This window comes from Paraburkholderia sp. ZP32-5 (genome assembly GCF_021390495.1).
GTDB lineage: Bacteria > Pseudomonadota > Gammaproteobacteria > Burkholderiales > Burkholderiaceae > Paraburkholderia.
This window is the reverse complement of record NZ_JAJEJP010000002.1, coordinates 934156-953451: the sequence shown is the minus strand read 5'-3', so window position 1 is coordinate 953451 and position 19296 is coordinate 934156. Positions and strand designations below refer to the sequence as shown.

General features: G+C 63.7%; 17 protein-coding genes. 7 read left to right on the top strand and 10 right to left on the bottom strand.

All coding sequences use genetic code 11. The annotated features are described in order from the left end of the window. Positions 1–113: 113 nt before the first annotated feature. From L0U82_RS23065 to L0U82_RS23040, 6 genes are all read right to left on the bottom strand, one after another. A complete protein-coding gene (locus L0U82_RS23065) occupies positions 114–2381 on the bottom strand; it encodes a tetratricopeptide repeat protein (RefSeq protein ID WP_326489754.1) in 2268 nt (755 codons plus the stop codon). Beyond that, on the bottom strand, positions 2378–4630 hold the full coding sequence (locus L0U82_RS23060; RefSeq protein ID WP_233834825.1) for a tetratricopeptide repeat protein: 2253 nt from the start codon (positions 4628–4630) through the stop codon (positions 2378–2380). The genes L0U82_RS23065 and L0U82_RS23060 overlap by 4 nt, the downstream gene beginning before the upstream one ends. A gap of 34 nt (positions 4631–4664) precedes the next feature. Further along, positions 4665–6890 carry a tetratricopeptide repeat protein gene (locus tag L0U82_RS23055; RefSeq protein WP_233834823.1) on the bottom strand — a complete coding sequence of 742 codons (2226 nt, stop codon included), beginning with the start codon at positions 6888–6890 and terminating at the stop codon, positions 4665–4667. Positions 6891–7157: 267 nt separating this feature from the next. Then, a complete protein-coding gene (locus tag L0U82_RS23050) occupies positions 7158–7829 on the bottom strand; it encodes a PulJ/GspJ family protein (protein ID WP_233834821.1) in 672 nt (223 codons plus the stop codon). After that, a complete protein-coding gene (gspI, locus tag L0U82_RS23045) occupies positions 7813–8229 on the bottom strand; it encodes a type II secretion system minor pseudopilin GspI (RefSeq protein WP_442793652.1) in 417 nt (138 codons plus the stop codon). The genes L0U82_RS23050 and gspI overlap by 17 nt, the downstream gene beginning before the upstream one ends. Positions 8230–8245: 16 nt before the next feature. Beyond that, positions 8246–8503, bottom strand: a complete 258-nt coding sequence (locus L0U82_RS23040) for a hypothetical protein (protein WP_233834817.1) — start codon at positions 8501–8503, stop codon at positions 8246–8248. Positions 8504–8813: 310 nt separating this feature from the next. Between L0U82_RS23040 and L0U82_RS23035 the strand changes: the two genes are divergently transcribed. The 6 genes from L0U82_RS23035 to L0U82_RS23010 all read left to right on the top strand — a co-directional run bounded on the left by L0U82_RS23035 (position 8814) and on the right by L0U82_RS23010 (position 14412). Further along, the gene (locus L0U82_RS23035) at positions 8814–10055 is read left to right on the top strand and encodes a cystathionine gamma-synthase family protein (RefSeq protein ID WP_233834816.1); all 1242 of its coding nucleotides are present in this window, start codon (positions 8814–8816) and stop codon (positions 10053–10055) included. 246 nt (positions 10056–10301) lie between these two features. Further along, a complete protein-coding gene (locus L0U82_RS23030; RefSeq protein WP_233834814.1) occupies positions 10302–10751 on the top strand; it encodes an SET domain-containing protein in 450 nt (149 codons plus the stop codon). A gap of 95 nt (positions 10752–10846) precedes the next feature. After that, entirely contained in the window at positions 10847–11053 is a 207-nt protein-coding gene (locus tag L0U82_RS23025) for a hypothetical protein (RefSeq protein WP_233834813.1), read from the top strand. Between the two features lie 42 nt (positions 11054–11095). Continuing rightward, a complete protein-coding gene (locus L0U82_RS23020) occupies positions 11096–12295 on the top strand; it encodes a GGDEF domain-containing protein (RefSeq protein WP_233834811.1) in 1200 nt (399 codons plus the stop codon). Positions 12296–12465: 170 nt separating this feature from the next. After that, complete coding sequence (locus L0U82_RS23015; RefSeq protein ID WP_233834809.1) at positions 12466–13296, top strand: MetQ/NlpA family lipoprotein; 831 nt, start codon at positions 12466–12468, stop codon at positions 13294–13296. Between the two features lie 138 nt (positions 13297–13434). Then, positions 13435–14412, top strand: coding sequence for a sulfonate ABC transporter substrate-binding protein (locus L0U82_RS23010; RefSeq protein WP_233834807.1), 978 nt, complete (start codon positions 13435–13437; stop codon positions 14410–14412). A gap of 86 nt (positions 14413–14498) precedes the next feature. On the opposite strand, the gene L0U82_RS23005 is transcribed toward L0U82_RS23010, so the two are convergent. From L0U82_RS23005 to L0U82_RS22990, 4 genes are all read right to left on the bottom strand, one after another. Next, positions 14499–16310, bottom strand: coding sequence for an ABC transporter transmembrane domain-containing protein (locus L0U82_RS23005; RefSeq protein WP_233834805.1), 1812 nt, complete (start codon positions 16308–16310; stop codon positions 14499–14501). A gap of 103 nt (positions 16311–16413) precedes the next feature. Continuing rightward, positions 16414–16662, bottom strand: a complete 249-nt coding sequence (locus L0U82_RS23000) for a hypothetical protein (protein WP_233834803.1) — start codon at positions 16660–16662, stop codon at positions 16414–16416. A gap of 34 nt (positions 16663–16696) precedes the next feature. Then, complete coding sequence (locus tag L0U82_RS22995) at positions 16697–16987, bottom strand: hypothetical protein (RefSeq protein ID WP_233834801.1); 291 nt, start codon at positions 16985–16987, stop codon at positions 16697–16699. A gap of 15 nt (positions 16988–17002) precedes the next feature. Further along, positions 17003–17599, bottom strand: a complete 597-nt coding sequence (locus L0U82_RS22990; protein WP_233834799.1) for an RNA polymerase sigma factor — start codon at positions 17597–17599, stop codon at positions 17003–17005. 381 nt (positions 17600–17980) lie between these two features. Between L0U82_RS22990 and L0U82_RS22985 the strand changes: the two genes are divergently transcribed. After that, positions 17981–19237 (top strand): cyanate transporter, encoded by a 1257-nt coding sequence (locus tag L0U82_RS22985; RefSeq protein ID WP_233834796.1) that lies wholly within the window; start codon positions 17981–17983, stop codon positions 19235–19237. Positions 19238–19296: the final 59 nt, after the last annotated feature.

Sequence of the window (19296 nt, the reverse complement as noted above, 5' to 3'; positions counted from 1 at the left end):
GCGGCCAGCTAAATCAGAAGAAAATACGAATTGCATATGGCAGCGACGTGGCCAAAGGTACGGACCATTTTCGCCACCCGAAAAGGTCCGTACCTTTTGTCAAATTCGGGTGTTCAGCGAATGCGTGGTTCATTGGCCGCGTGTTGTAGTGCATCGCGCACGCAGGCGATCACTGAGGGCCAATCGCCGGGTCGGTGCTGGCGGAAAAGTCGAGCGCTCGGGTACCACGGACTGTCTTCGCGGCCGATCAGCCATCGCCAGTCCGGCACGGTCGGCAGCAGAACCCACACCGATTTGCCGAGCGCGCCGGCCAGATGCGCAACCGAGGTATCGACGGTGATGACGACGTCGAGCGCCGCGATCAGCGCGGCGGTTTGCGCGAAGTCGGACAGTGCATCCTCAAAACGGAGAGCGCCGCTTGCCGCGAGCGCTTCCATGTCACGTTCGCGCACCTGCGGTTGCAGGCTCACGAAAGCCACGTCTAGCGCAAGAAGCGGCGCCAACATCGCGAACGGAAGCGAGCGGTTCTCGTCGTTGTTGTGGCGCGGATTGCCCGACCATGCGAGCCCGACTCGCAGACGTCCAGGACCTGCGAGCGCGTCGACGCGACTGGCCCATTGTTCGCACAGCGCCGGATCGGCGCTCATATACGGAACGTCTGCCGGAACCGTATCCAGCATCGTGCCGAACGCCAATGGCAAGCTGAGCAGCGGGCAATGCAGATCGAATCGGGGCGGCGCCTCCGTGTCCGGCAGGACTCGATCCACACCGGGCACTGAGCGGACCAGCGTCGCGAGCGCCGGCGGCACATGGAGGATCACTGTCGCGCCGCGTGCATGCGCGAGGGACGCATAGCGACAGAACTGCAACGTGTCGCCGTACCCCTGTTCTGCGTGAAGCAGCAGCGTTTTACCGGCGATCGACTCGGCGCCGAGCCACAACGGGCGGTCTACGTAACGGCGAGTCAACATCGCATCGCCGGCCACCCAGCGCGACTCGTGCTGTCGCCAGCCCTTGTCGAAATCACCGAGCAGCAGCCGGCAATAGGCCTCGGAGCGTCGAGCGACACCATGATTCGGATCGTCCGTGAGCGCGAGTTCGAAATCGCCGAGCGCAGCCTCGTGTGCCCCGGTCTGCTGCCGGGCCGTGCCGCGCGCATAGAGCTGTTCGGGTGAACTCGCCGGCGCAATTGCCGCAGCCTGATGATCCGTCAGCGCTTCGTCATAGCGGCCCAGCAACTGATAGGTGATCGCGCGGTTGTACAACAGCGTGGGATCGGCTCCCGTCAGCGCCAGCGCGCGATCGTAATGATCGAGTGCCTCCGCCAGTTCGCCGACTGCTCGCAGTGCTGCCGCGCGGTTTCTCAGCGCATCGATCCACGCCGGCTCACGTTTCAGCGCTTCCCCATACGCCTGCGCCGCCTCGGCGTTTCTCGCGAGACCGAGCAGTGCATTGCCACGGCCCATCCACGCGGCAACGTTGTCCGGGTAATGGGCGAGCAGACGGTCGGAACGGCGCAGCAGTTCATCACGGTCATGAAGCAAGTCCAGCGCGACACAACTCGCGTAAAGCAGCGCCTCATCATTGGGGGCAACGGCCAGCCCCTCGTCGAGACGTGCGAGTCCTTCCACTGCCCGGCCCATATCCGTCAGGATCGTTCCCGTCGCCAGCAGCAGATCGCGCGTTCGGCCCAGCACGACCATCGCGAGCTGATAACAATACAGTGCCTCTTCGTATCGCTTCAGCGCCCGCAATGCGTGCCCACGTTCGGTATGCGCGAGCGCGTCGTTGGGATCGATGCGCAGCGCGTTTTCGAGGCAGATCAGCGCGTCGGCGGGAAGATCGAGGCGCACCAGCGCGACACCTCGCCCACGCCATGCGCTGCCGATGCCCGACGCCTGCCGCAGCGCCGTATCATAGGACGCCACCGCCTCTTCGAACCTTGCCAGTGCAAGCAGTGCGTCGCCGCGAACCGAGTGTCCGACCGCGTGCGCCGACCCGTGCCCAAGATCGACGCAAAGCGCCTCCTGGATAACCGTCAGCGCTTCCTCGTGACGCCCCACGCCAGTCAATGCCGCGCCATAGTTCACGAGATTCCACGGTTGCCGCCAACCCGCCTGGATCGAGCGGGCAATCAGTGGTTCGGCACGCGCGGCATCGCCGGCCCGCAGATAAACAAGCCCCAGCAGATGCATCGCCTCGACGTTGTGCGGAGCGATCGCCAACACGCCCTCGTAAAGCGGTCGAGCCTGGGCCAGATCGTCTTTATCGAGAAGCATGCGCGCACGACGCAACGCATCACCGACGGCCGCCTGCACGGGATTCTGACCGATCATCGGAGAGCCGAGAAAAGGCGCAGCCTGCCGCTGCTGCGGGCTCACGTCGCCGCTCCACGCGTCATCTCGGGGAGCACCGCCTTAACGGCCTCGACGACCGACGCCCACTGGCCCGCCTGCGCCTGCCGGAACAGTCTTGCGCGCGGATACCAAGGACTGTCGTCACGATCGAGAAGCCAGCGGAAGTCAGGCGTGTGCGGCACCATCACCGCTAGCGGCACACCCAATGCGCCCGCGAGGTGCGCGACCGACGTATCAACGCTCACCACGCAGTCCATCAACTGCGCCAGCGCGGCGGTGTCGCCGAAATCAGCGAGCTGTTCGCCGACATGACGAATCGAACTCGATTCGAGCGCCGGTTTGTCTTCGTCACGAATCACCTTCTGCAAGCTGATCCATTCGCAACTATCGTCGAGGAGCGGCAGCAACTCGCTCAACGCCATCGAACGATTACGGTCGTTAAGGTGGTTCGGGTTGCCAGACCATACGAGCCCCACGCGCGGACGCGTCGACGGACCCAGCCGTTCGCGCCATCGTTCGACACGCTCCCGATCGGCGCGCAGATACGGCACATCGGCAGGAATCGAAGCCAGACCGGTGTGAAACTCGCGCGGCAAACTCAGCAGCGGACAGTGCAGATCGAACGGCGGCAACGGCGTGCCGCGCGCGACCACGATGTCGACGCCGCCAAGGCTCGCCAGCAGCGGCCGCAGGTCTTCCGACGCTTCGAGCACGACCCGCGCACCGGCCTCCTTGACGAGCCTCGCGTAACGACAGAACTGCAGCGTGTCGCCCAAGCCCTGTTCCGCGTACAGGAGGATCGTGCGCCCTTCGAGCGGCATGTCGGCGGTCCAGCGCGGCTGTGCGAACTGGCGGCGGCTCGAATCGAGTTGAGAATCACGCCAACGCCATTCGTATTCTTCCCAGCCGGTCTCGAAATCGCCGATCGACAGACACAGGAATGACAGCACGCAGTGCGCTTCGACGTAGTCCGGATCGAGTTCGATGGCTTGCAGGTACGCGCTCTTCGACTCTTCGTGGCGCCGCAGCGAGCGCAGTGCATTGGCGCGATGGAAGTGCGCGAGCTTGTCGCCCGGTGTCGCGGCCAGCACGTCGTCGAAGTCGATCAGCGCATCGTCGTAGTGGTGCGTTTCCAGAAATACGCGGCCGCGCGTCAGACGCGCGGCAACATAATTCGTGTCGCAGGCGAGCGCGCGATCGCATGCAGCGCGCGCGTCGTCGTAGCGGTTCACGCGCATCAGCACACTCGCGTAATTGCACAGTACGCCAAGGCTGTCCGGTTCCACTTCGAGCGAGCGAGCATAGTGATCGACCGCTTCGCGATTGCGGCCGAGATGTCTCGACGCATTGCCGCGGTTGGCAAGCGCCGCCGCATGTCGTGGGTTCATCGAAAGTAGCCGATCACAGCGCGCGATGCTCTCGGCGTGGCGCCCAAGCCGCTCCAACGCCACCGAGCTGTTGAAAATCGCATCGATAAAGTCCGGGCTGATCGCCATCGCCGAATTGAAATCGGCCAGCGCCAGATCGTCGGCGTTTTGATCGAGATACGTAACGCCGCGCAGAAACAGCAACTCGGCGCTATCGGGTCTGGCCGACAGCGCGTGCCCATAGCAATCGGCCGCGTCACGATAGCGGCCCAACGAGCGCAGCACGAGACCGCGCTCGCGGCACACATCGAACGACAAACCGGCGCTCGTCAGCGCGCGATTCGCGCTCGCCAGTGCGTCATCGAAGCGTCCCAGTGCGCGCAGCGTCTCGCTGCGTTTAAGCAACCCTTCCGTGAAGCCTGGGTTCAACTCGAGCAAACGATCGTAGCCAGCCAGTGCCTCCTGATGCCGGCCCAGCTGCGACAGCAAAGTGGCACGCTGAAACAACGTGCGCTGGTGAGATGGATTGATCGCAAGCGCATCATCGAGACGGCTCACCGCTTCGTCATAGCGGCCGAGACTCGCCAGCACCGCGGCGTAATTGGCAAGCGACAGCGGAGCCGGCTTGTGCCCGATCGACAGCCGCATCAACGCTTCCGCTTCCTCGAAGCGGCCCTGCTGGAAGCGGGCCGCACCGAGCATATGCAAACCTTCCACATGTTCCGGGTCTAGCGCAAGCAGTTGATCGTAGGCCTTCACCGCTTGATCAAGTGCGCCTTCCTGATGGAGTTTGCGAGCCCTCAGAAACAGCCGGTCCAGCGTCGAAGCATCCGGCCGCGGATTAGCGGCGGGCTGCTTCAGCCCCACAGGTACTGCAAGCGTTGTCCCATCCCCATTCGAAGTCATGCCCTCGCCCCTGTTGATTTGGCTATTTGCTGCTTTAACGTCTGATTGCTGAAATCTCGCGCGCGAGCGCGTCAACTACGTGAGACCACTGCCCAGGAACGGTCTGGCGGAACAGCCTGGCCCCGGGATACCACGGGCTGTCGTCACGTGCGCGCATCCAGCGCCACTCCGGCGGATCGGCCAATAGAATCCAGACAGGGTGTCCGATCGCGCCAGCTAGATGCGCGACCGCGGAATCGACGGAAATCACCAGATCAAGCGTTTTGATGAGCGCGGCGGTGTCGGCGAAATCGATCAGTTCGTCATCGAAGCGGCGTATCGGTGCAGCGCGCAGTTGCTGTTCGTCACGCTCGGGAATCTGCTTTTGCAGGCTGATCCATTCGACGGCGAGCGAAAACAGCGATGACAGCGCGGCCAGCTCGATCGACCGCTTATGGTCGTGACGGTGCTCGGGATTCCCGGCCCACGCAATTCCGATACGTGGCCGGCGCTTTTCTCCCAGCAACGCTTCCCAGTCACGCACGCGCTGCGGATCGGCATGCAGGTACGGCGTCTGCCGCGGAATCGTCTCCACGGTCGTGCTGAATGCGAGCGGCAGGCTCAGCAGCGGACAATGGAAATCGAATGCCGGCAACGAATCGCCTTTGCCCAGCAGTTGCGCGGAGCCACTCAAGGTGGTCAGCAGAGAGTGCAACGGTGACTGTACGGCGAGGATCACGCGAACACCCCGATCCGCCAGCAGAGACGCGTATCGGCAGAACTGCAAGGTGTCGCCAAAGCCCTGCTCCGCATGCACCAAAATGGTTTTGCCATCGAGCGATTCGCGTCCGCTCCACTGCGGCTGCACGAACTGCCGGAAACTGCTCACGAACGTCGGATCTTTGAAACGCCATTCGTATTCCCGCCAGCCCGGCTCGAAGTCGCCCCGAAGCAGATTTAGCACGGCCAGCGAACAGTGCGCTTCCGCATAGTCGGGATCGATCGCGACGGCACGACCATACGCGTGCAATGCGTCAGCTTCCTGGCCCGTTTCATAATGGAGATTGCCGTGATTGAGCCAGTTCGTCGCATTCTCGGGCCGCAGCTCCAGCGCCTTGTTCGACGCAACCACTGCTTCGTCATAGCGGTGCAGATCCTGCAGCACGCTCGCACGATTGGTCCACGCCTGCGCGAGTTGTCCATCACCGGCAATCGCCTTGTCGTAGCACTCCAGCGCGTCGTCATAGCGCTTCAGGAAACGCAGCACGGTGCCCCGATTGCACAGCACGTCCACCGTATCCGGCTGGGCCTGAAGCGCCAGGTCATAACTTGCAAGCGCTTCGTCGTAGCGCTTCATCTGCTGAAGCACATTGCCCCGGCATGCGAGCGTCGCCCCATGCCCCGGCACCAACGCAAGTACGCGCTCGCACCGGTTCAATGCCTCAGCCGCACGATTCAGACGCTCCAGTACGACAGCGCTGTTAACAAGCGCCTCGACCATCCCCGGCTCGATCGCAATCGCTTCATTAAACGCCGACAGCGCCTCATTCAACCGCCCCAGCTCAACCAGCGTCTGCCCTTGCAACGAGTACATCGCCGCAATACCCGGCTGGATCCCGATAGCCTGATCAAGGCAATGCAGCGCTTCGGCATCACGCTTCATTTCGCGCAACACCAGCGCGCGGTTGAACCACGATTCGAACGATCGCGGATCGACCATCAGCGCGCGGTCATAAGTCTCCAACGCTTCCTTATGACGCCCCAGCGCGCGTAGCGCGCTGCCCCGGTTACACAGCGCATCGATGACGAGCGGCGACACCTGCAGCACCCGGTCGAACACAGCCAGCGCCGCTTCGAACTGACGCTGGCCAAGCCGCGTATTGCCCAGTCTGACGAGCACCTGAACGTTATCTGGATCAATACGCAGCGCCGCTTCGAACTGTTCAATACCTTCGCTCACGCGACCACTGTCGGCCAGAATCGCGCCGAGATCAGATAGTGAACTCACATCGGCTGAATCGAGCGCGAGCGATTTCCGTATCAACCGCTCCGCATCGTCACGCGCCCCGCGCTGATACTGCAACACACCGTACAGATGCAGTGCCTTCGCGTTGTCCGGTTCCCGCGCCAGCACGCCCTCATACTCGTGCGCCGCCGCATCGAATCGTCCGCTGCTGTGCAGCTCCTGCGCGCGCGAGAAATTCGCCGCCGCCGCGGGCCGCTTTGCGGCCGCTTCAACCACCGCATTTGCATCCGCATTGGATGCGTTGTCGACGTCCATATTCGCCCCTGCCGTTTCGCGAAAAAACGCTTCGGTCGCCGCGCCGCCAAACACGGCGCGCCACTCTGATTGATGTCCTACGCGAGACTAGCGGACAGGCAGTAACAGGGGTATGACGAATGTTACGGACCATTTTGACAAATGCGCTTGAGGCCCGTGTTCCGCCCTATGTGCTTTGATACGGCACCGATCGGCCGATCGTGGAAACAGCGTCCGTCTCAATGCATGGCGCATTAACGTGGCAACGCTGCTGCGATTTACGCTGCCTCACTGCCCCAAGGGCAGCATCCGCACATACTCGACCGGCGGCGTGCCGAGCGTCACCGAAAACCGCAGCCCGCGCGGCAATGGCGTATAGAGCGCGGTGATATTCGCGATCCCGTGCTGCGACAGAAAATCCGCATACGCCTGATCGACCACCGCCTGGCTAGTCGTCCATCCAGTCGGCGCGAGCCATACGGCGAGTTGCATCGAACGCGCGGAGTTCGCGACCACGACGCCGGCGAACTGATCCATGTGATGGAGCGCGTCATCGAGTTCGGCCAGCGATGCGAGCGGTGCCGATGCGCTGCGAATCAGCTGATCGCCGTCGCGTCGATAACGGACGACCTGCACGAACGTGGGACCGCCACCGACGTTCAGATGCCGCACCAGCACGAGTTCGTTCGGGCGAATACGCAATGGCGGCCCGAACACTTCGTCGGCGGTAACGAGATTGAGCAGATCGAATTGCATCTGCGAGAAATAGCGGCCCAGCAGGCGGGTCTGGCTCAGGTTGGTGATGATGCCGTCGCGGCCGCGAATCGTCGCATCGAGACCGCGCCATGACAGCATCGCGATCACCGCGAGGAGCGTAATCGCGACGAGCATCTCGATCAGCGTGAAACCACCGATCCGTGCGCGCCGCCCGCTGCGGCTCCCCTTAGTGACGCGCTTCATTCTCGACCACCGTCACCACCTCCGCGAGCACGGATCCACTCGACGCCGACGGGTACACGCTCACCGCGACCTGGCGCACCAGCGGACTCGAAAGCGACGTCACCGATTGACGGCAGACGAACCGATAAGGCCCCTGTGGACAGTCGAAAGTCGTTCGTCCCACCGCTGGCCACGCCATCGGAATCCTTATCGCGCTGAGTGCGTTGTCGGCGCTCCAGAGCGCGAGCAGTCTGAGCCGCGCGCTGTCGGTATCGGTGGCGAGCGCGCCGATTGCACGCGTCACCGCGCCGAGGGCGATCGCAACGATCGCCAACGCCACCAGCACTTCGATCAGCGTGAAGCCCTGCGCGGAGCGCGCGCGGCCGCGCGATGAGCGGCGTTGCCTCGTTACTGTCCGCATCTGCCACATCGGCATGTCAATGACGCAACGAAAGTCGCGAGCCGCTGCCGGTCTCGACGCAATCGACAGCGCGATCGACATCCAGTCCGCCCACACGCGCATCGGCCGTCCACACGCCGATGTCAACCGGCACGGCGAGCGCCGTACCCTGCGACTCACGCGTCACGTCACGGCTTTCACGCTTACCGGGCGCACATTCCGCATCGAGCCGCGGTTTCCCGACTGCGACGGCGACTACGATCGCGACCGGTCCAGCGAAGCGCTGTTTATTCATGGTGGTCTCCACGCGCAAGGATCGCCGCAAAGCGGCGCCATCAGCCCCGTCTGGAATTCAAACTGGTCAAGCTTCTTCCGCACGCCCAGCCTGACGATCAACGCGTCACCGCACGATCCTTCGATCACGAAAGTTAGTCGATCGATATGGCACGGGAATGTCCAATGTTGCGTAACATTTGCGCCGACAGCCTCCGATAACCGCCGCCCCGGGCCGCCCGTGCGGCCGCCGTGGACGCCAAAAACTTCGCGGCCGAACGGTTACAGGCGATAATCGACAGCAAGCAATCGACCTCAAAAGCGGAGAAGGAATGGACAAGCAGGGTTTCACCACTGGCATCGTTCACGGCGACAGAATCGCGGGCACCGAGCACGGCGCCTTGCGCCAGCCAATTCATACGTCCGTGCAATATGGTTTCGAACGCGTCGAGGACCTGATCGGCGTGTTCCAGGGCACGAAGAAAGGCGGCTTCAATTACGCCCGGCAGGGCACCCCGACGACCGCCGCGCTCGAGCGCAAGATCACCAGTCTCGAAGAAGGCGTCGGCACGATCTGCTTCAGCACCGGTATGGCCGCGATCACCGCGACGTTCCTGACGCTGCTGCGCGCGGGCGATCATCTGGTGTCGAGCCGTTACGTGTTCGGCAACACCAATAGTCTGTTCGGCACGTTGCGCACGCTCGGCGTCGAAGTCACGACCGTCGACGCGGCCAATATCGATGAAGTCAAAAACGCGATCCGGCCGAATACGCGCATGGTATTCGTCGAGACCATCGCGAATCCGGGCACGCAGATTCCCGACCTGCAAGGCATCGGCGACGTGTGCCGCGAGCGCGGCATCGTGTACTTCGTCGACAACACGATCACCTCGCCCGCCGTGTTCAAGCCCAAGGCGGTCGGCGCGAGCCTCGTCATCAACTCGTTGACGAAGACCATCGCGGGTCATGGCGCGGCACTCGGCGGCGCGGTGACGGATACGGGCCTGTTCGACTGGAGCGCCTACCCGAATATCGCCGACGACTACCGGCGCTCGGCGGCGAAAGATCAGGGGCTTCTGCAGATTCGCAAGAAGGGCCTGCGCGACATGGGGGCGGCGTTGTCGTCCGAGCAGGCGCACTCGATCGCGATGGGCGCGGAAACGCTCGCGTTGCGCGTCAAGCAAAGCAGCGACAATGCGCTCGCGCTCGCGCAGTTTCTCGAAGGGCACGCAGCGATCGGCAAGGTGTTCTATCCGGGCCTGAAGAGCCATCCGCAATACGACATCGCGCAGGCGCTGTTCAAAGGCGCATCGTGGCTGTTGTCGTTCGAATTGCTGAACGCGGATCGCATGATCGAAGTCGTCAACGCGCTCAGGCTGCCGATCAAGGCGACCGGCCTCGGCGACACGCGCACGCTGATCATCCCCGTTGCGCCGACGATCTTTTTCGAAGCCGGGGCGGAAACGCGCAAGGCGATGGGCATTTCCGACGGCATGCTGCGGCTGTCCGCCGGCATCGAGGATATCGACGACCTGATAGCGGATTTCGCGCAGGCGCTGAAGCTGGCGGCGTAGCCTTCGGCCCCTTGAATTCCGGGGGCGCCGCCGAGTTCGATCTGCCGGGCCGGGTCCGGCGAGCTGTCGCGCGGTGGCGCTTTTCGGTCAGCGCGCGCGACAGACGATTAGTTGCACATCTGGTCGCACACCGGTTGGACACCATACGGCGCGGCGGCAAGTTGAACGCGCGCGGCCGGGCCTGTATGCTGAGCGCCTTCGAGGAATCACGCATTCCGCCATGCGTCACCAACCGCCAATCCCAGCATGACACTTCGACGCTTCACGGCACGACGTTCGTCCGTCCACGGCACCGGGCTATTTGCGCTGCAACCCATCGCGGCCGGTGACCGCCTGATCGAATACAAAGGCGAAGTGACCAGCTGGCGTCGCGCAGCGGCCCGTCAGCAGTCCGACGACGGACATACCTTCGTCTTCGGTCTGTCCAACGGCCGCGTGATCGACGGCAGCCGTGGCGGCAACAGCGCCCGCTTCCTGAACCATGCGTGCACGCCGAACTGCGAGGCGATCGAGACCGGCGAGCGCGTTTTTATCCATGCCGTCACCGCCATCGAGCCTGGCGAAGAGCTATTCATCGATTACGGCCTCGTCGTCGATGGCGATATTACCGACGACATCGGCCGACAATATGCGTGCCGTTGCGGCAGCCCCGCCTGCCGTCGATCGATGCTCGCGAACACCACGACGTCCGCGTAGGCGGGCGAATCGCCCCGCCCTTTGTTCGGGCACTGGGCACTGGCACGCGCCGAAAACGCGACGCGCATGGGACGTCGATCCAACCGCCCCTCGGCATGCATCAAATCAACGACAGCTTCGACGCGCAACGGATATGCGCTATCGTCACGCTGCCGATAAGCCAGCAAACAAGGCTCGAGACGAAAAAATTACCGACCGGCCGCATGCTCGCCCCCCGCTTTAACGGACTTTCCTGCCGCGCCTTCCGTTATCATTTCGCCAACGAATACGGCAGCGGCCGTTATCCCGTGTTGTATGTTTAATCTTTTTCCCTGTCGTGGCGGGCACGCGCTCTGATGTCAGCGATGAAAGTCGATTTAGCCACTCTCTATTTTCTTGTAATCGGAACCCTGTTCGTCAGTTCCGCGATGACGTATTGGGAGCACCTGTCCCATCCCAAGCGCCGCAAAGAATTGCGCGCGCTAGCCGCCGGCTATGCGACGCTCGGAATCGGCTGCGCGCTGGCGGCATTCAGGAGCCCGCTGCTGGGTGCCGCGGGTCCCGCGGTGAGTAACCTCGTTATTCTCGCCGGCTATCTGACCGTGCTGCACGGCGTGGCCATGTTCAATGGCCGGCGCTATCTCGTCGGTTCGATCGCTTTGCTGCTGTTGATGGGGCTCACGTGGGCCGCGGCGGGTCAGCGCTGGCAGGCTGTCGTGTGGCTCTATGTCAGCGCCGTACCGATCGCGCTGGCTAGCGGGATGACATCCGTTGAATTGATGCGAAACGACGGCATGCCGGCGGTCCAATCCCGGCGCGTCGCGGTGGCGGTGACGGCGATCCACGCGCTGTTTTACGCGGCCAGAGCGTTCGTGCTGCCGTGGATAGTGCCGCTGTTCGGCGCGCGCGCGTTGTCTCTTTCCAGCGTCATCACGATGTACGAAGGGGTGCTCTACTCGGTCGTCATGCCGATGACCTTGCTACGGCTCACGCGCGAAGAAATTCACGGCGAGCTTTTGCAGGAGTCCCGCACGGATTATCTGACCCGGCTGGGTAATCGCAAACTGTTCTTCGAAGATGGAGAGCGGGTGATCCGCGACTACGCGATGCATCGGCGGCCCGTCACGCTGCTCGCGTTCGACCTCGATCACTTCAAGCGAATCAACGATCGTCATGGCCACAAGACCGGCGACGAAGTCTTGAGATCATTCGCGGAAACGGTTCGCTCGGTCACGGATGCCGACGCGATTCTTGCGCGCATCGGCGGTGAAGAGTTTGCCGCGCTGCTGCCGGGCTACGACAGCCAGCGCGCGAAACAGATCGGCGAGACGGTGGCCAACCGGTTCGCCGCGCTGTCGCATGGCACCGACGGTGACACGATTCGCGCCACGGTCAGCATCGGCCTCGCCGAATCGAGCGGCGAAATAGCGTCGCTGACCGAACTGCTGTCGGCTGCCGATCAGGCGTTATATCGCGCCAAATCGCTCGGCGGGAATCGCCTCGAACAGACGCCGGCCGCCGTGCTTTCCGCCGCTAGTTACTCGTCAAGCGGCGACCGCGCTTAATAGCACGAGGAAGCAGTAGCTTATCTTCGTTTCATCTCCGCTTTATTCCCCGCATTACCACCCACCGCTTGTTCTCAATCGCGATAAGAATAGCGTTCCATATTATTTGCGTGGCGGCACCCGGCTCTCTACGATCTGCTGATCTTCACTTCGATGAGAGTTCCGAAAACATGAATACGGCCAAAGCGCTCAAAGCCGCCCTCTTCTCCCTTCTCGTCATATGCGGCGTCGTCAGCGCGCAATCGACGCTTGCCGCCGGGCAGACAGTGCGCGTCGGCATCATGTCCGGTGAGGACGAAGACGTATGGCGCGTGGTCGCGGCAAATGCGGCCAAACAGGGCATCACGGTCAAAGTCACCACATTCTCCGACTATACGCAGCCGAACGAAGCGCTCGCGCAGCACGACCTCGACGCGAACTCGTTCCAGCACAAGCCGTATCTGGATGCACAGATCGCGGCGCGCCACTATGCGATCGTGCCGGTCGGCTTCACCTATGTGCAGCCGATTGGCCTCTATTCGCACAAGGTGAAATCGGTCGCTGCGTTACCGCAAAACGCGACCATCGGCGTGCCGAACGATCCGAGCAACGAAGGCCGCGCGCTGCTGCTTCTGCAGGCGAACGGGCTGATCAAGCTGCGGCCCGACGTCGGTCTGTTGCCGACCGCTCGCGATATTTCGGACAATCCGAAGCACATCCAGATCAAGGAACTCGACGCGGGCATCGTCGGCCGCGCGATCGACGACGTGGACGCCGCCGTCGTCAATACCGACTGGGCGATCAAAGCCGGCATCAGGATTCCGCAGGAGCGCATTGCACAGGAGCAGGTGCCAGGCAATCCGTATCGCAACTTCATCGCGGTCAACGCCAAAGATACCCACGCGGCCTGGGTGAAGACCATCGTCGACAGTTATCAGCAGGCTAATGTCGCGTCGTCGATCCTGACGGTTTATCACGGCGCCACGTTGCCCGCGTGGGAGGGTGCGCCTCAGCATCCGTAACGCGTGAATCACGCGCGAATTACGCCCAGCGCGCGCGGCGCATTCGCCTGGAAGAGCGCCGCCGCGAACACGGTTTCACACCTTCGCACGCCCGCATCGCACCAACGGCGTCCGCCCTCTTTCACCTCGCTACTCGCCATGTCGATCACCACAACGCTACAGGACCGCCGCGCCTTCCTGAAACTCTCCGTTGGCGCCGCGGCGGCTGCCGTATCGGCTGCTCACTCGCCGCTATCCTTCGCGCAACAGAAGCCCCACACGCTGCGCATCGGCAACCAGAAAGGCTATCTGAATCTGCTGAAGGGCCGCGGCACGCTCGAAAAGCGGCTCGCGCCGCTCAACGTATCGGTCAGCTGGACAGAGTTCGCGGCGGGCCCCGTGCAACTCGAAGCGCTCAATGTCGGCTCGATCGATTTCGGCGACGTCGGCGAAGCGCCGCCGATCTTCGCGCAGGCCGCGGGTGCACCGCTCGCCTATGTCGCCGCGACCGTTGCCCGTCCGCAGTCGGAAGCTGTGCTCGTACCGCCGCAATCGACGATCCGCTCGGTCGCGGACTTGAAAGGCAAACGGATTGCGCTGAACAAAGGCAGCAACGTCCACTACTTTCTCGTCAAGCTACTGCGTCAGCATGGCCTGCAATACGGTGACGTGAATCTGGTATTTCTCGCACCCGCCGATGCGCGCGCGGCGTTCGAGCGCGCGTCGATCGACGCGTGGGTGATCTGGGATCCGTTCTACGCGGCGGCGCAGAAATCGCTGGGCGCCCGCGTGATTGCCGATGCGACCGGCGTGGTAGGCAACCGCGCGTTCTACTTTTCGTCGCAGAGTTACGCTGCGAATCATCCCGACGTGATCCGCATCGTGATCGACGAACTGAAGAAGATCGATCAATGGGGTCAACAGAACCGCGATCAGTTGGCGAGTGAACTGGCGCAGTTGTGGGGCGTGCCGAAGGCGGTCGTGGACGTCGCGGTGCAACGCCAGCAGTTCGGTACGCAGCCGATCACGCGCGCGATTCTCGGCGAGCAGCAACAGATCGCCGACACATTCCACGAGTTGGGGCTGATTCCCACGCACCTCGACGTGCTGAAGGCCGCGCCGCCGAACCTCGCGTAGTCACGCACATTTGTCCGGTGGTGGTGTGGTGCTACTTGCCGCGCTTCGTGGGTGACGAACGACGAACCTGCTCGCGCGCGACGCGCTCACTGCAAATCGACGTGAGCAGGCGGGAGATCAGGCTCCACGGTTCTGCCCTGCGCTTCGCCGAACTGCAATGCCGCGAGCTGCCGATACAGCGGCGAACTATGCAGCAGCTCCGCGTGGCGACCCTGCGCGACAATGCGCCCCGCCTCCAGCACGACGATACGGTCCGCCTGCTGCACGGTGGCGAGACGATGGGCAATGACGAGCGTCGTGCGGTTCAGCGCGGCATTGTCCAATGCCGTTTGCACGAGGCGCTCGCTCGCGGCATCGAGCGCGCTAGTGGCTTCGTCGAGCAGCAGGATCGGCGGATTCTTCAGAATCGCGCGCGCAATCGCAAGACGCTGCCGCTGTCCGCCGGAGAGCCGCACGCCGCGCTCGCCGAGGAACGTGTCATAGCCTTGCGGCAGTTCTTCGATAAAGCCGGCCGCGGCTGCCATCTCGGCTGCGCGTTGCACGTCGGCGAGCGTCGCGTCGGGCATCCCGTAACGGATGTTGTCGAGCACGCTGCCAGAAAAGATCACCGATTCCTGCAGCACGACGCCAATCGCATTGCGCAACGACGCAAGCGGGACCTGATTCGTCGCGACGCCGTTGATCAGGATGCGGCCGGACTGTGGATCGTAAAAGCGCAACAGCAGTTGAAATAGCGTCGTCTTGCCCGCACCGGATGGGCCCACCAGCGCGACGTGTTCGCCCGGACGCACATCGAGCGAGAAGCCGGCCAGCGCCGCGCTGCCGGGACGCGATGGATAAGAAAAGGCGACGTTATCGAAACGGATCCCTTCGCCTCGAGCCGGCAACGGCACGGTCGTTGCGGCGTCGACCACCGGCGAGCGCGCGGCCAGCAGTTGCAGCAGCCGCTCGGTTGCGCCGGCGGCGCGCTGCAGATCGCCCCACACCTCGGCGACGGCGCCGACCGCACCAGCCGTGAACACCGCGTAGAGGATGAACTGCGACAGTTGGCCTGCCGTCATCTGCCCGGCCAGCACCGCCTGTGCACCCAGCCACAGCACGAACACGATCGCGCCGAACACGAATACGATCACCACCGCGGTCAGCGAAGCGCGCGCGCGGATGCGCGTCAGCGCCGTATTGAACGCCATTTCCACCGCGTTGCCGAAACGCGCCGACTCGTAGCGTTCCTGCGTATACGACTGCACGGTCGGCATCGCGTTGAGCACTTCACCGGCCAGCGCGCTGGCGTTCGCGACCTTGTCCTGGCTCGCGCGCGACAGCCGCCGCACGCGCCGGCCGAAGATCACGATCGGTGCAACCACCACGATCAGCGTCGCGATGATGTACCCCGACAGCACCGGGCTCGTCGTGACCAGCATCGCGACACCGCCGACCGTCAACAGCAGATTGCGCAGCCCGAGCGACAGGCTCGTGCCGACCACGGTCTGGATCAGCGTCGTGTCGGTCGTCAGGCGCGACAGCACCTCGCCGGTTTGCGTGGTCTCGAAGAACTGCGGGCTCATCCGCACCACGTGGTCGTAGACGGCGCGCCGCAGATCGGCGGTGACCCGTTCGCCGAGCCACGAAACCCAGTAAAAACGCAGCGCCGTCGCGGCGGCGAGGATCAGCGAGACGACGAACAGTGAAATGAAATAGCGATCGATATGCGTGCGCTCGCCGCTCGCGAAACCACGGTCGATCAGGTATCTGAAAGCCACCGGCAGCGCCAGCGTCGCGCCGGCCGACGTCAGCAGCGCGACGAACGCGAGCGCCCAGCGCGTCGCATACGGACGCAGAAACGGCAGCAGGGCAAACAGCGGCGCGACCGGTTTCGTGCGCGGCGTGGCAGTTGGCATGAAGATTCCCGTATGAAGCGGAAAGGATGTGAGTGGTGTGTCGTTTGGCGGGCTGCAAGCCGGGGGCGCGGCTTGTCGTTCGATCGGTCTATCGGTCGATCCATCACCAGACCGGATTGTCGTCTTCCCGCGTCGACGCGTCATCGTAACGTTTTCGTTCGACGCGTGCGGCGGCGTCCAGCACATACTTGCCGGCGGCCGTCAGCATCGGGCGAAGCCAGCCGGCGCCGCGCGGCTCGATGGAAATCAGCCGGCAATCCAGCAACGTCGCGAGTTCGCCACGCGTCGTGTCGATCTGGTCTGGCGCGCTGCGGACGAGCATCAGCGTCGCCAGTTCATGTGGGCTCAGCATGGTCGTTTTCTCCACTTCGAGATAAGACTGCTATTTATTGCGCGCCCGTCGAATCGTGACGCAGGCGCTCACGCTCCTGCTGCGTCATCTGTTGCCAGTGCTGCCAGTGACGGGCTTTATGGCAGCCGCCGTGGCCGCGGAAGCCGCCGAACAGGATCCGGCACAGCACCAGCAAACCGAGGGCGTGTGGATAGTCGATCGCATGCGCATCGACGATGAGCGCGGGCACGACCCAGTTCCACAGCCTCATGACGACCCAGCCCAACAGCGCCATGATCAACACGAGCAGCAATAGCTTGGCAAAAAATTTGCGGCGAAACTTCATAACGTTCTCCCTGATTCAGTTTTCGAAACCGTCATACGACGATCGCAGACGCTCGCGCAGATGCAGCACCGCGTAACGCTTGCGCGCGAGCAACGTGTTGACGCCGATGCCGGTCGCGGCCGCCATCTCCTTGAAGCTGCGGCCGTCCAGTTCGTGGGCGATAAAGACCTCGCGCTGGTTCGCGGGCAATTCGTCGAGCGCGGCGCGCAGCGTGTCGAGCAACGCCGCGCGTGCGTAGGCGGCCTCCGGGCCGGTATCGGCCGACGGCAGCGTGAGGTCCAGACGGTAGTCGCTGTCGGCGGCGTCGGGATCGGCGGCGTCGATCGCATCGGCGGCATCGGGCAACGACACTTCCTTCTTCTTGCGAAAGCGGTCGATGATCCGGTTTCTCGCGACCCGAAACAGCCACGCGCCGACCTGCTCGACGGGATCCGGCAGCCGCCAGGCTTCCACGAGTTCTTCGAAAACATCCTGAAGGATGTCCTCGGCTTCGTCCTGATCGATGACGCGGCGGCGGATGAAATTGCGCAACCGCGGCCGCTCGCGAGCGACCGCGTCGGCGATTTCGCGGTCTTGCGCGCTTAGCGAGGTCGGCGTGTTCGGCGGTTCCATACCCGTGTTGACGATCCGGGAAGCGAAATATTGTGGCGCAGGCGGATAACTCGCGAAATATTTTTGCGGGGGGGTGCGGCGCCTTGGCGGGCGGCGGCAAACCGTCGTGGCAACCGATAGCCGCGCGATCGAAATCAAAGCGGCGGCCTGCCGGCATCCATCTTCTTTGCACTATCGCATTCCCCACTGCCCTCCAGTCGGATATTTAATTTCCAAATAGTGACGCGCCCGCTTACTCTTTTTGACAGGGCTGATAACGCAGCCAGTTTTCAGACCTGAGGAATATCCGTATGACTGATTGCAGAACGCCAATGCAGCGCGTGCCGAACTTTGCTGCTACCGCCACCGACCCTGGCTGGCCCCTGAAAGGATGCGCGCGCCATGTCTGATCTGAACCCGGCGAATGCCCCCCGCGCGGTCGCGCGCGGTGTCGCGGCGGCGCCCGCCGCGATGATCCTGCTGGTGCTGGTGGGTCTCAACCTGCGCCCCTTCCTGACTTCCGTCGGCCCTGTGCTGGACATCGTGCGCGCCGACACCGGTCTCGACTTCCGTGCCGTCGCCATGCTGACCACGCTGCCGTTCGTGCTGATGGGCGTGGGCGCCGGCGTCGGTGCTGGACTCGCGCGGCGTTTCGGCGAAAAGCGTGCTTTGGGCGCCGCGCTGCTACTGCTTGCCGCTGGCTGCACGTCGCGGCTGTGGGCCGCGAACGGCGCAAGCCTGATCACGGGTGCCGGCATCGCCGGCGCGGGCGTGGCGATGATCCAGGCCATGATGCCGGGGCTCGCGAAGCGCTGGTTTCCCGACCGCTTGCCGCTCGCGATGGGACTCTACTCGGCGGCGCTGGTCGGCGGCGGCGCATTCGGCGCTGTCACGAGCCCGTGGCTCGCCACGCACGGTGGATGGCATCTCGCGCTCGCCGTCTGGGCGGTGCCGGCGCTCGGCACGCTCGCGCTGTGGCTCGCGAATGCGCCGCGCGGCACGGCGGGCATTGGAGCACGCGCGGGAATCGCGACGGGCACGAACGGCAACGGAATCGCGATCTCCGCGTTTTTCCGCAACCCGCGAGCGTGGCAGCTCGCAATCTATTTCGGCCTGGCGAACAGCGGCTATTCGAGTCTGGTCGCGTGGCTGCCATCGTTTTACCGGCAAGTCGGCATGAGCCCGCAGGCGAGCGGCAACCTGCTCGCGTGGATGGCCGTGTTCCAGGCCGCCGGCGCGCTGCTGGTGCCGATGCTCGCGCGTCGCGCAACCGACCGGCGCGGCGCGTTGTGGCTCACGCTCGCGCTGCAGGCCGTCGGCTTTGCCGGCTTCGCGACGCTCCCCTCTTTCGCGCCGTGGTGTTGGGTCGCCTGCGCGGGCGTCGGGCTAGGCGGTTTCTTCGCGTTGAGCCTGATCGTCACGCTCGACCATCTGTCGGATGCGCAACGCGCCGGCGCGCTCGCTGCGTTCGTCCAGGGTGTGGGATTTTTGCTCGCCGCGACAGGGCCGTGGCTGATCGGCTGGTTGCGCGATGCGGGCGGCGGTTTTGCCGCCGCATGGTCGATGCACCTCGCGGTGGCTGTCGCAATGGGCGCGCTGACCGCCGCGTTTTCGCCGGCCAGCTATCGGCGCAGCATGGCGCTTATCGACAAACTGTAGGCTTCGTTAGAAATCTTGCGGCTTGGCCGGTGGGCTTGGTGTGGCGGCAGACGATTGAT

What these genes read in the sequence shown, in the direction of transcription:
- L0U82_RS23050 (WP_233834821.1), bottom strand. Translation starts at nt 7,829, where the DNA reads ATGAAGCGCGTCACTAAGGGGAGCCGCAGCGGGCGGCGCGCACGGATC.
- L0U82_RS23010 (WP_233834807.1), top strand. Translation starts at nt 13,435, where the DNA reads ATGTCGATCACCACAACGCTACAGGACCGCCGCGCCTTCCTGAAACTC.
- L0U82_RS23005 (WP_233834805.1), bottom strand. Translation starts at nt 16,310, where the DNA reads ATGCCAACTGCCACGCCGCGCACGAAACCGGTCGCGCCGCTGTTTGCC.
- L0U82_RS23025 (WP_233834813.1), top strand. Translation starts at nt 10,847, where the DNA reads ATGCATCAAATCAACGACAGCTTCGACGCGCAACGGATATGCGCTATC.
- gspI (WP_442793652.1), bottom strand. Translation starts at nt 8,229, where the DNA reads ATGCGGACAGTAACGAGGCAACGCCGCTCATCGCGCGGCCGCGCGCGC.
- L0U82_RS22995 (WP_233834801.1), bottom strand. Translation starts at nt 16,987, where the DNA reads ATGAAGTTTCGCCGCAAATTTTTTGCCAAGCTATTGCTGCTCGTGTTG.
- L0U82_RS23000 (WP_233834803.1), bottom strand. Translation starts at nt 16,662, where the DNA reads ATGCTGAGCCCACATGAACTGGCGACGCTGATGCTCGTCCGCAGCGCG.
- L0U82_RS23020 (WP_233834811.1), top strand. Translation starts at nt 11,096, where the DNA reads ATGAAAGTCGATTTAGCCACTCTCTATTTTCTTGTAATCGGAACCCTG.
- L0U82_RS23015 (WP_233834809.1), top strand. Translation starts at nt 12,466, where the DNA reads ATGAATACGGCCAAAGCGCTCAAAGCCGCCCTCTTCTCCCTTCTCGTC.
- L0U82_RS23060 (WP_233834825.1), bottom strand. Translation starts at nt 4,630, where the DNA reads ATGACTTCGAATGGGGATGGGACAACGCTTGCAGTACCTGTGGGGCTG.
- L0U82_RS23030 (WP_233834814.1), top strand. Translation starts at nt 10,302, where the DNA reads ATGACACTTCGACGCTTCACGGCACGACGTTCGTCCGTCCACGGCACC.
- L0U82_RS22990 (WP_233834799.1), bottom strand. Translation starts at nt 17,599, where the DNA reads ATGGAACCGCCGAACACGCCGACCTCGCTAAGCGCGCAAGACCGCGAA.
- L0U82_RS23040 (WP_233834817.1), bottom strand. Translation starts at nt 8,503, where the DNA reads ATGAATAAACAGCGCTTCGCTGGACCGGTCGCGATCGTAGTCGCCGTC.
- L0U82_RS22985 (WP_233834796.1), top strand. Translation starts at nt 17,981, where the DNA reads ATGTCTGATCTGAACCCGGCGAATGCCCCCCGCGCGGTCGCGCGCGGT.
- L0U82_RS23055 (WP_233834823.1), bottom strand. Translation starts at nt 6,890, where the DNA reads ATGGACGTCGACAACGCATCCAATGCGGATGCAAATGCGGTGGTTGAA.
- L0U82_RS23035 (WP_233834816.1), top strand. Translation starts at nt 8,814, where the DNA reads ATGGACAAGCAGGGTTTCACCACTGGCATCGTTCACGGCGACAGAATC.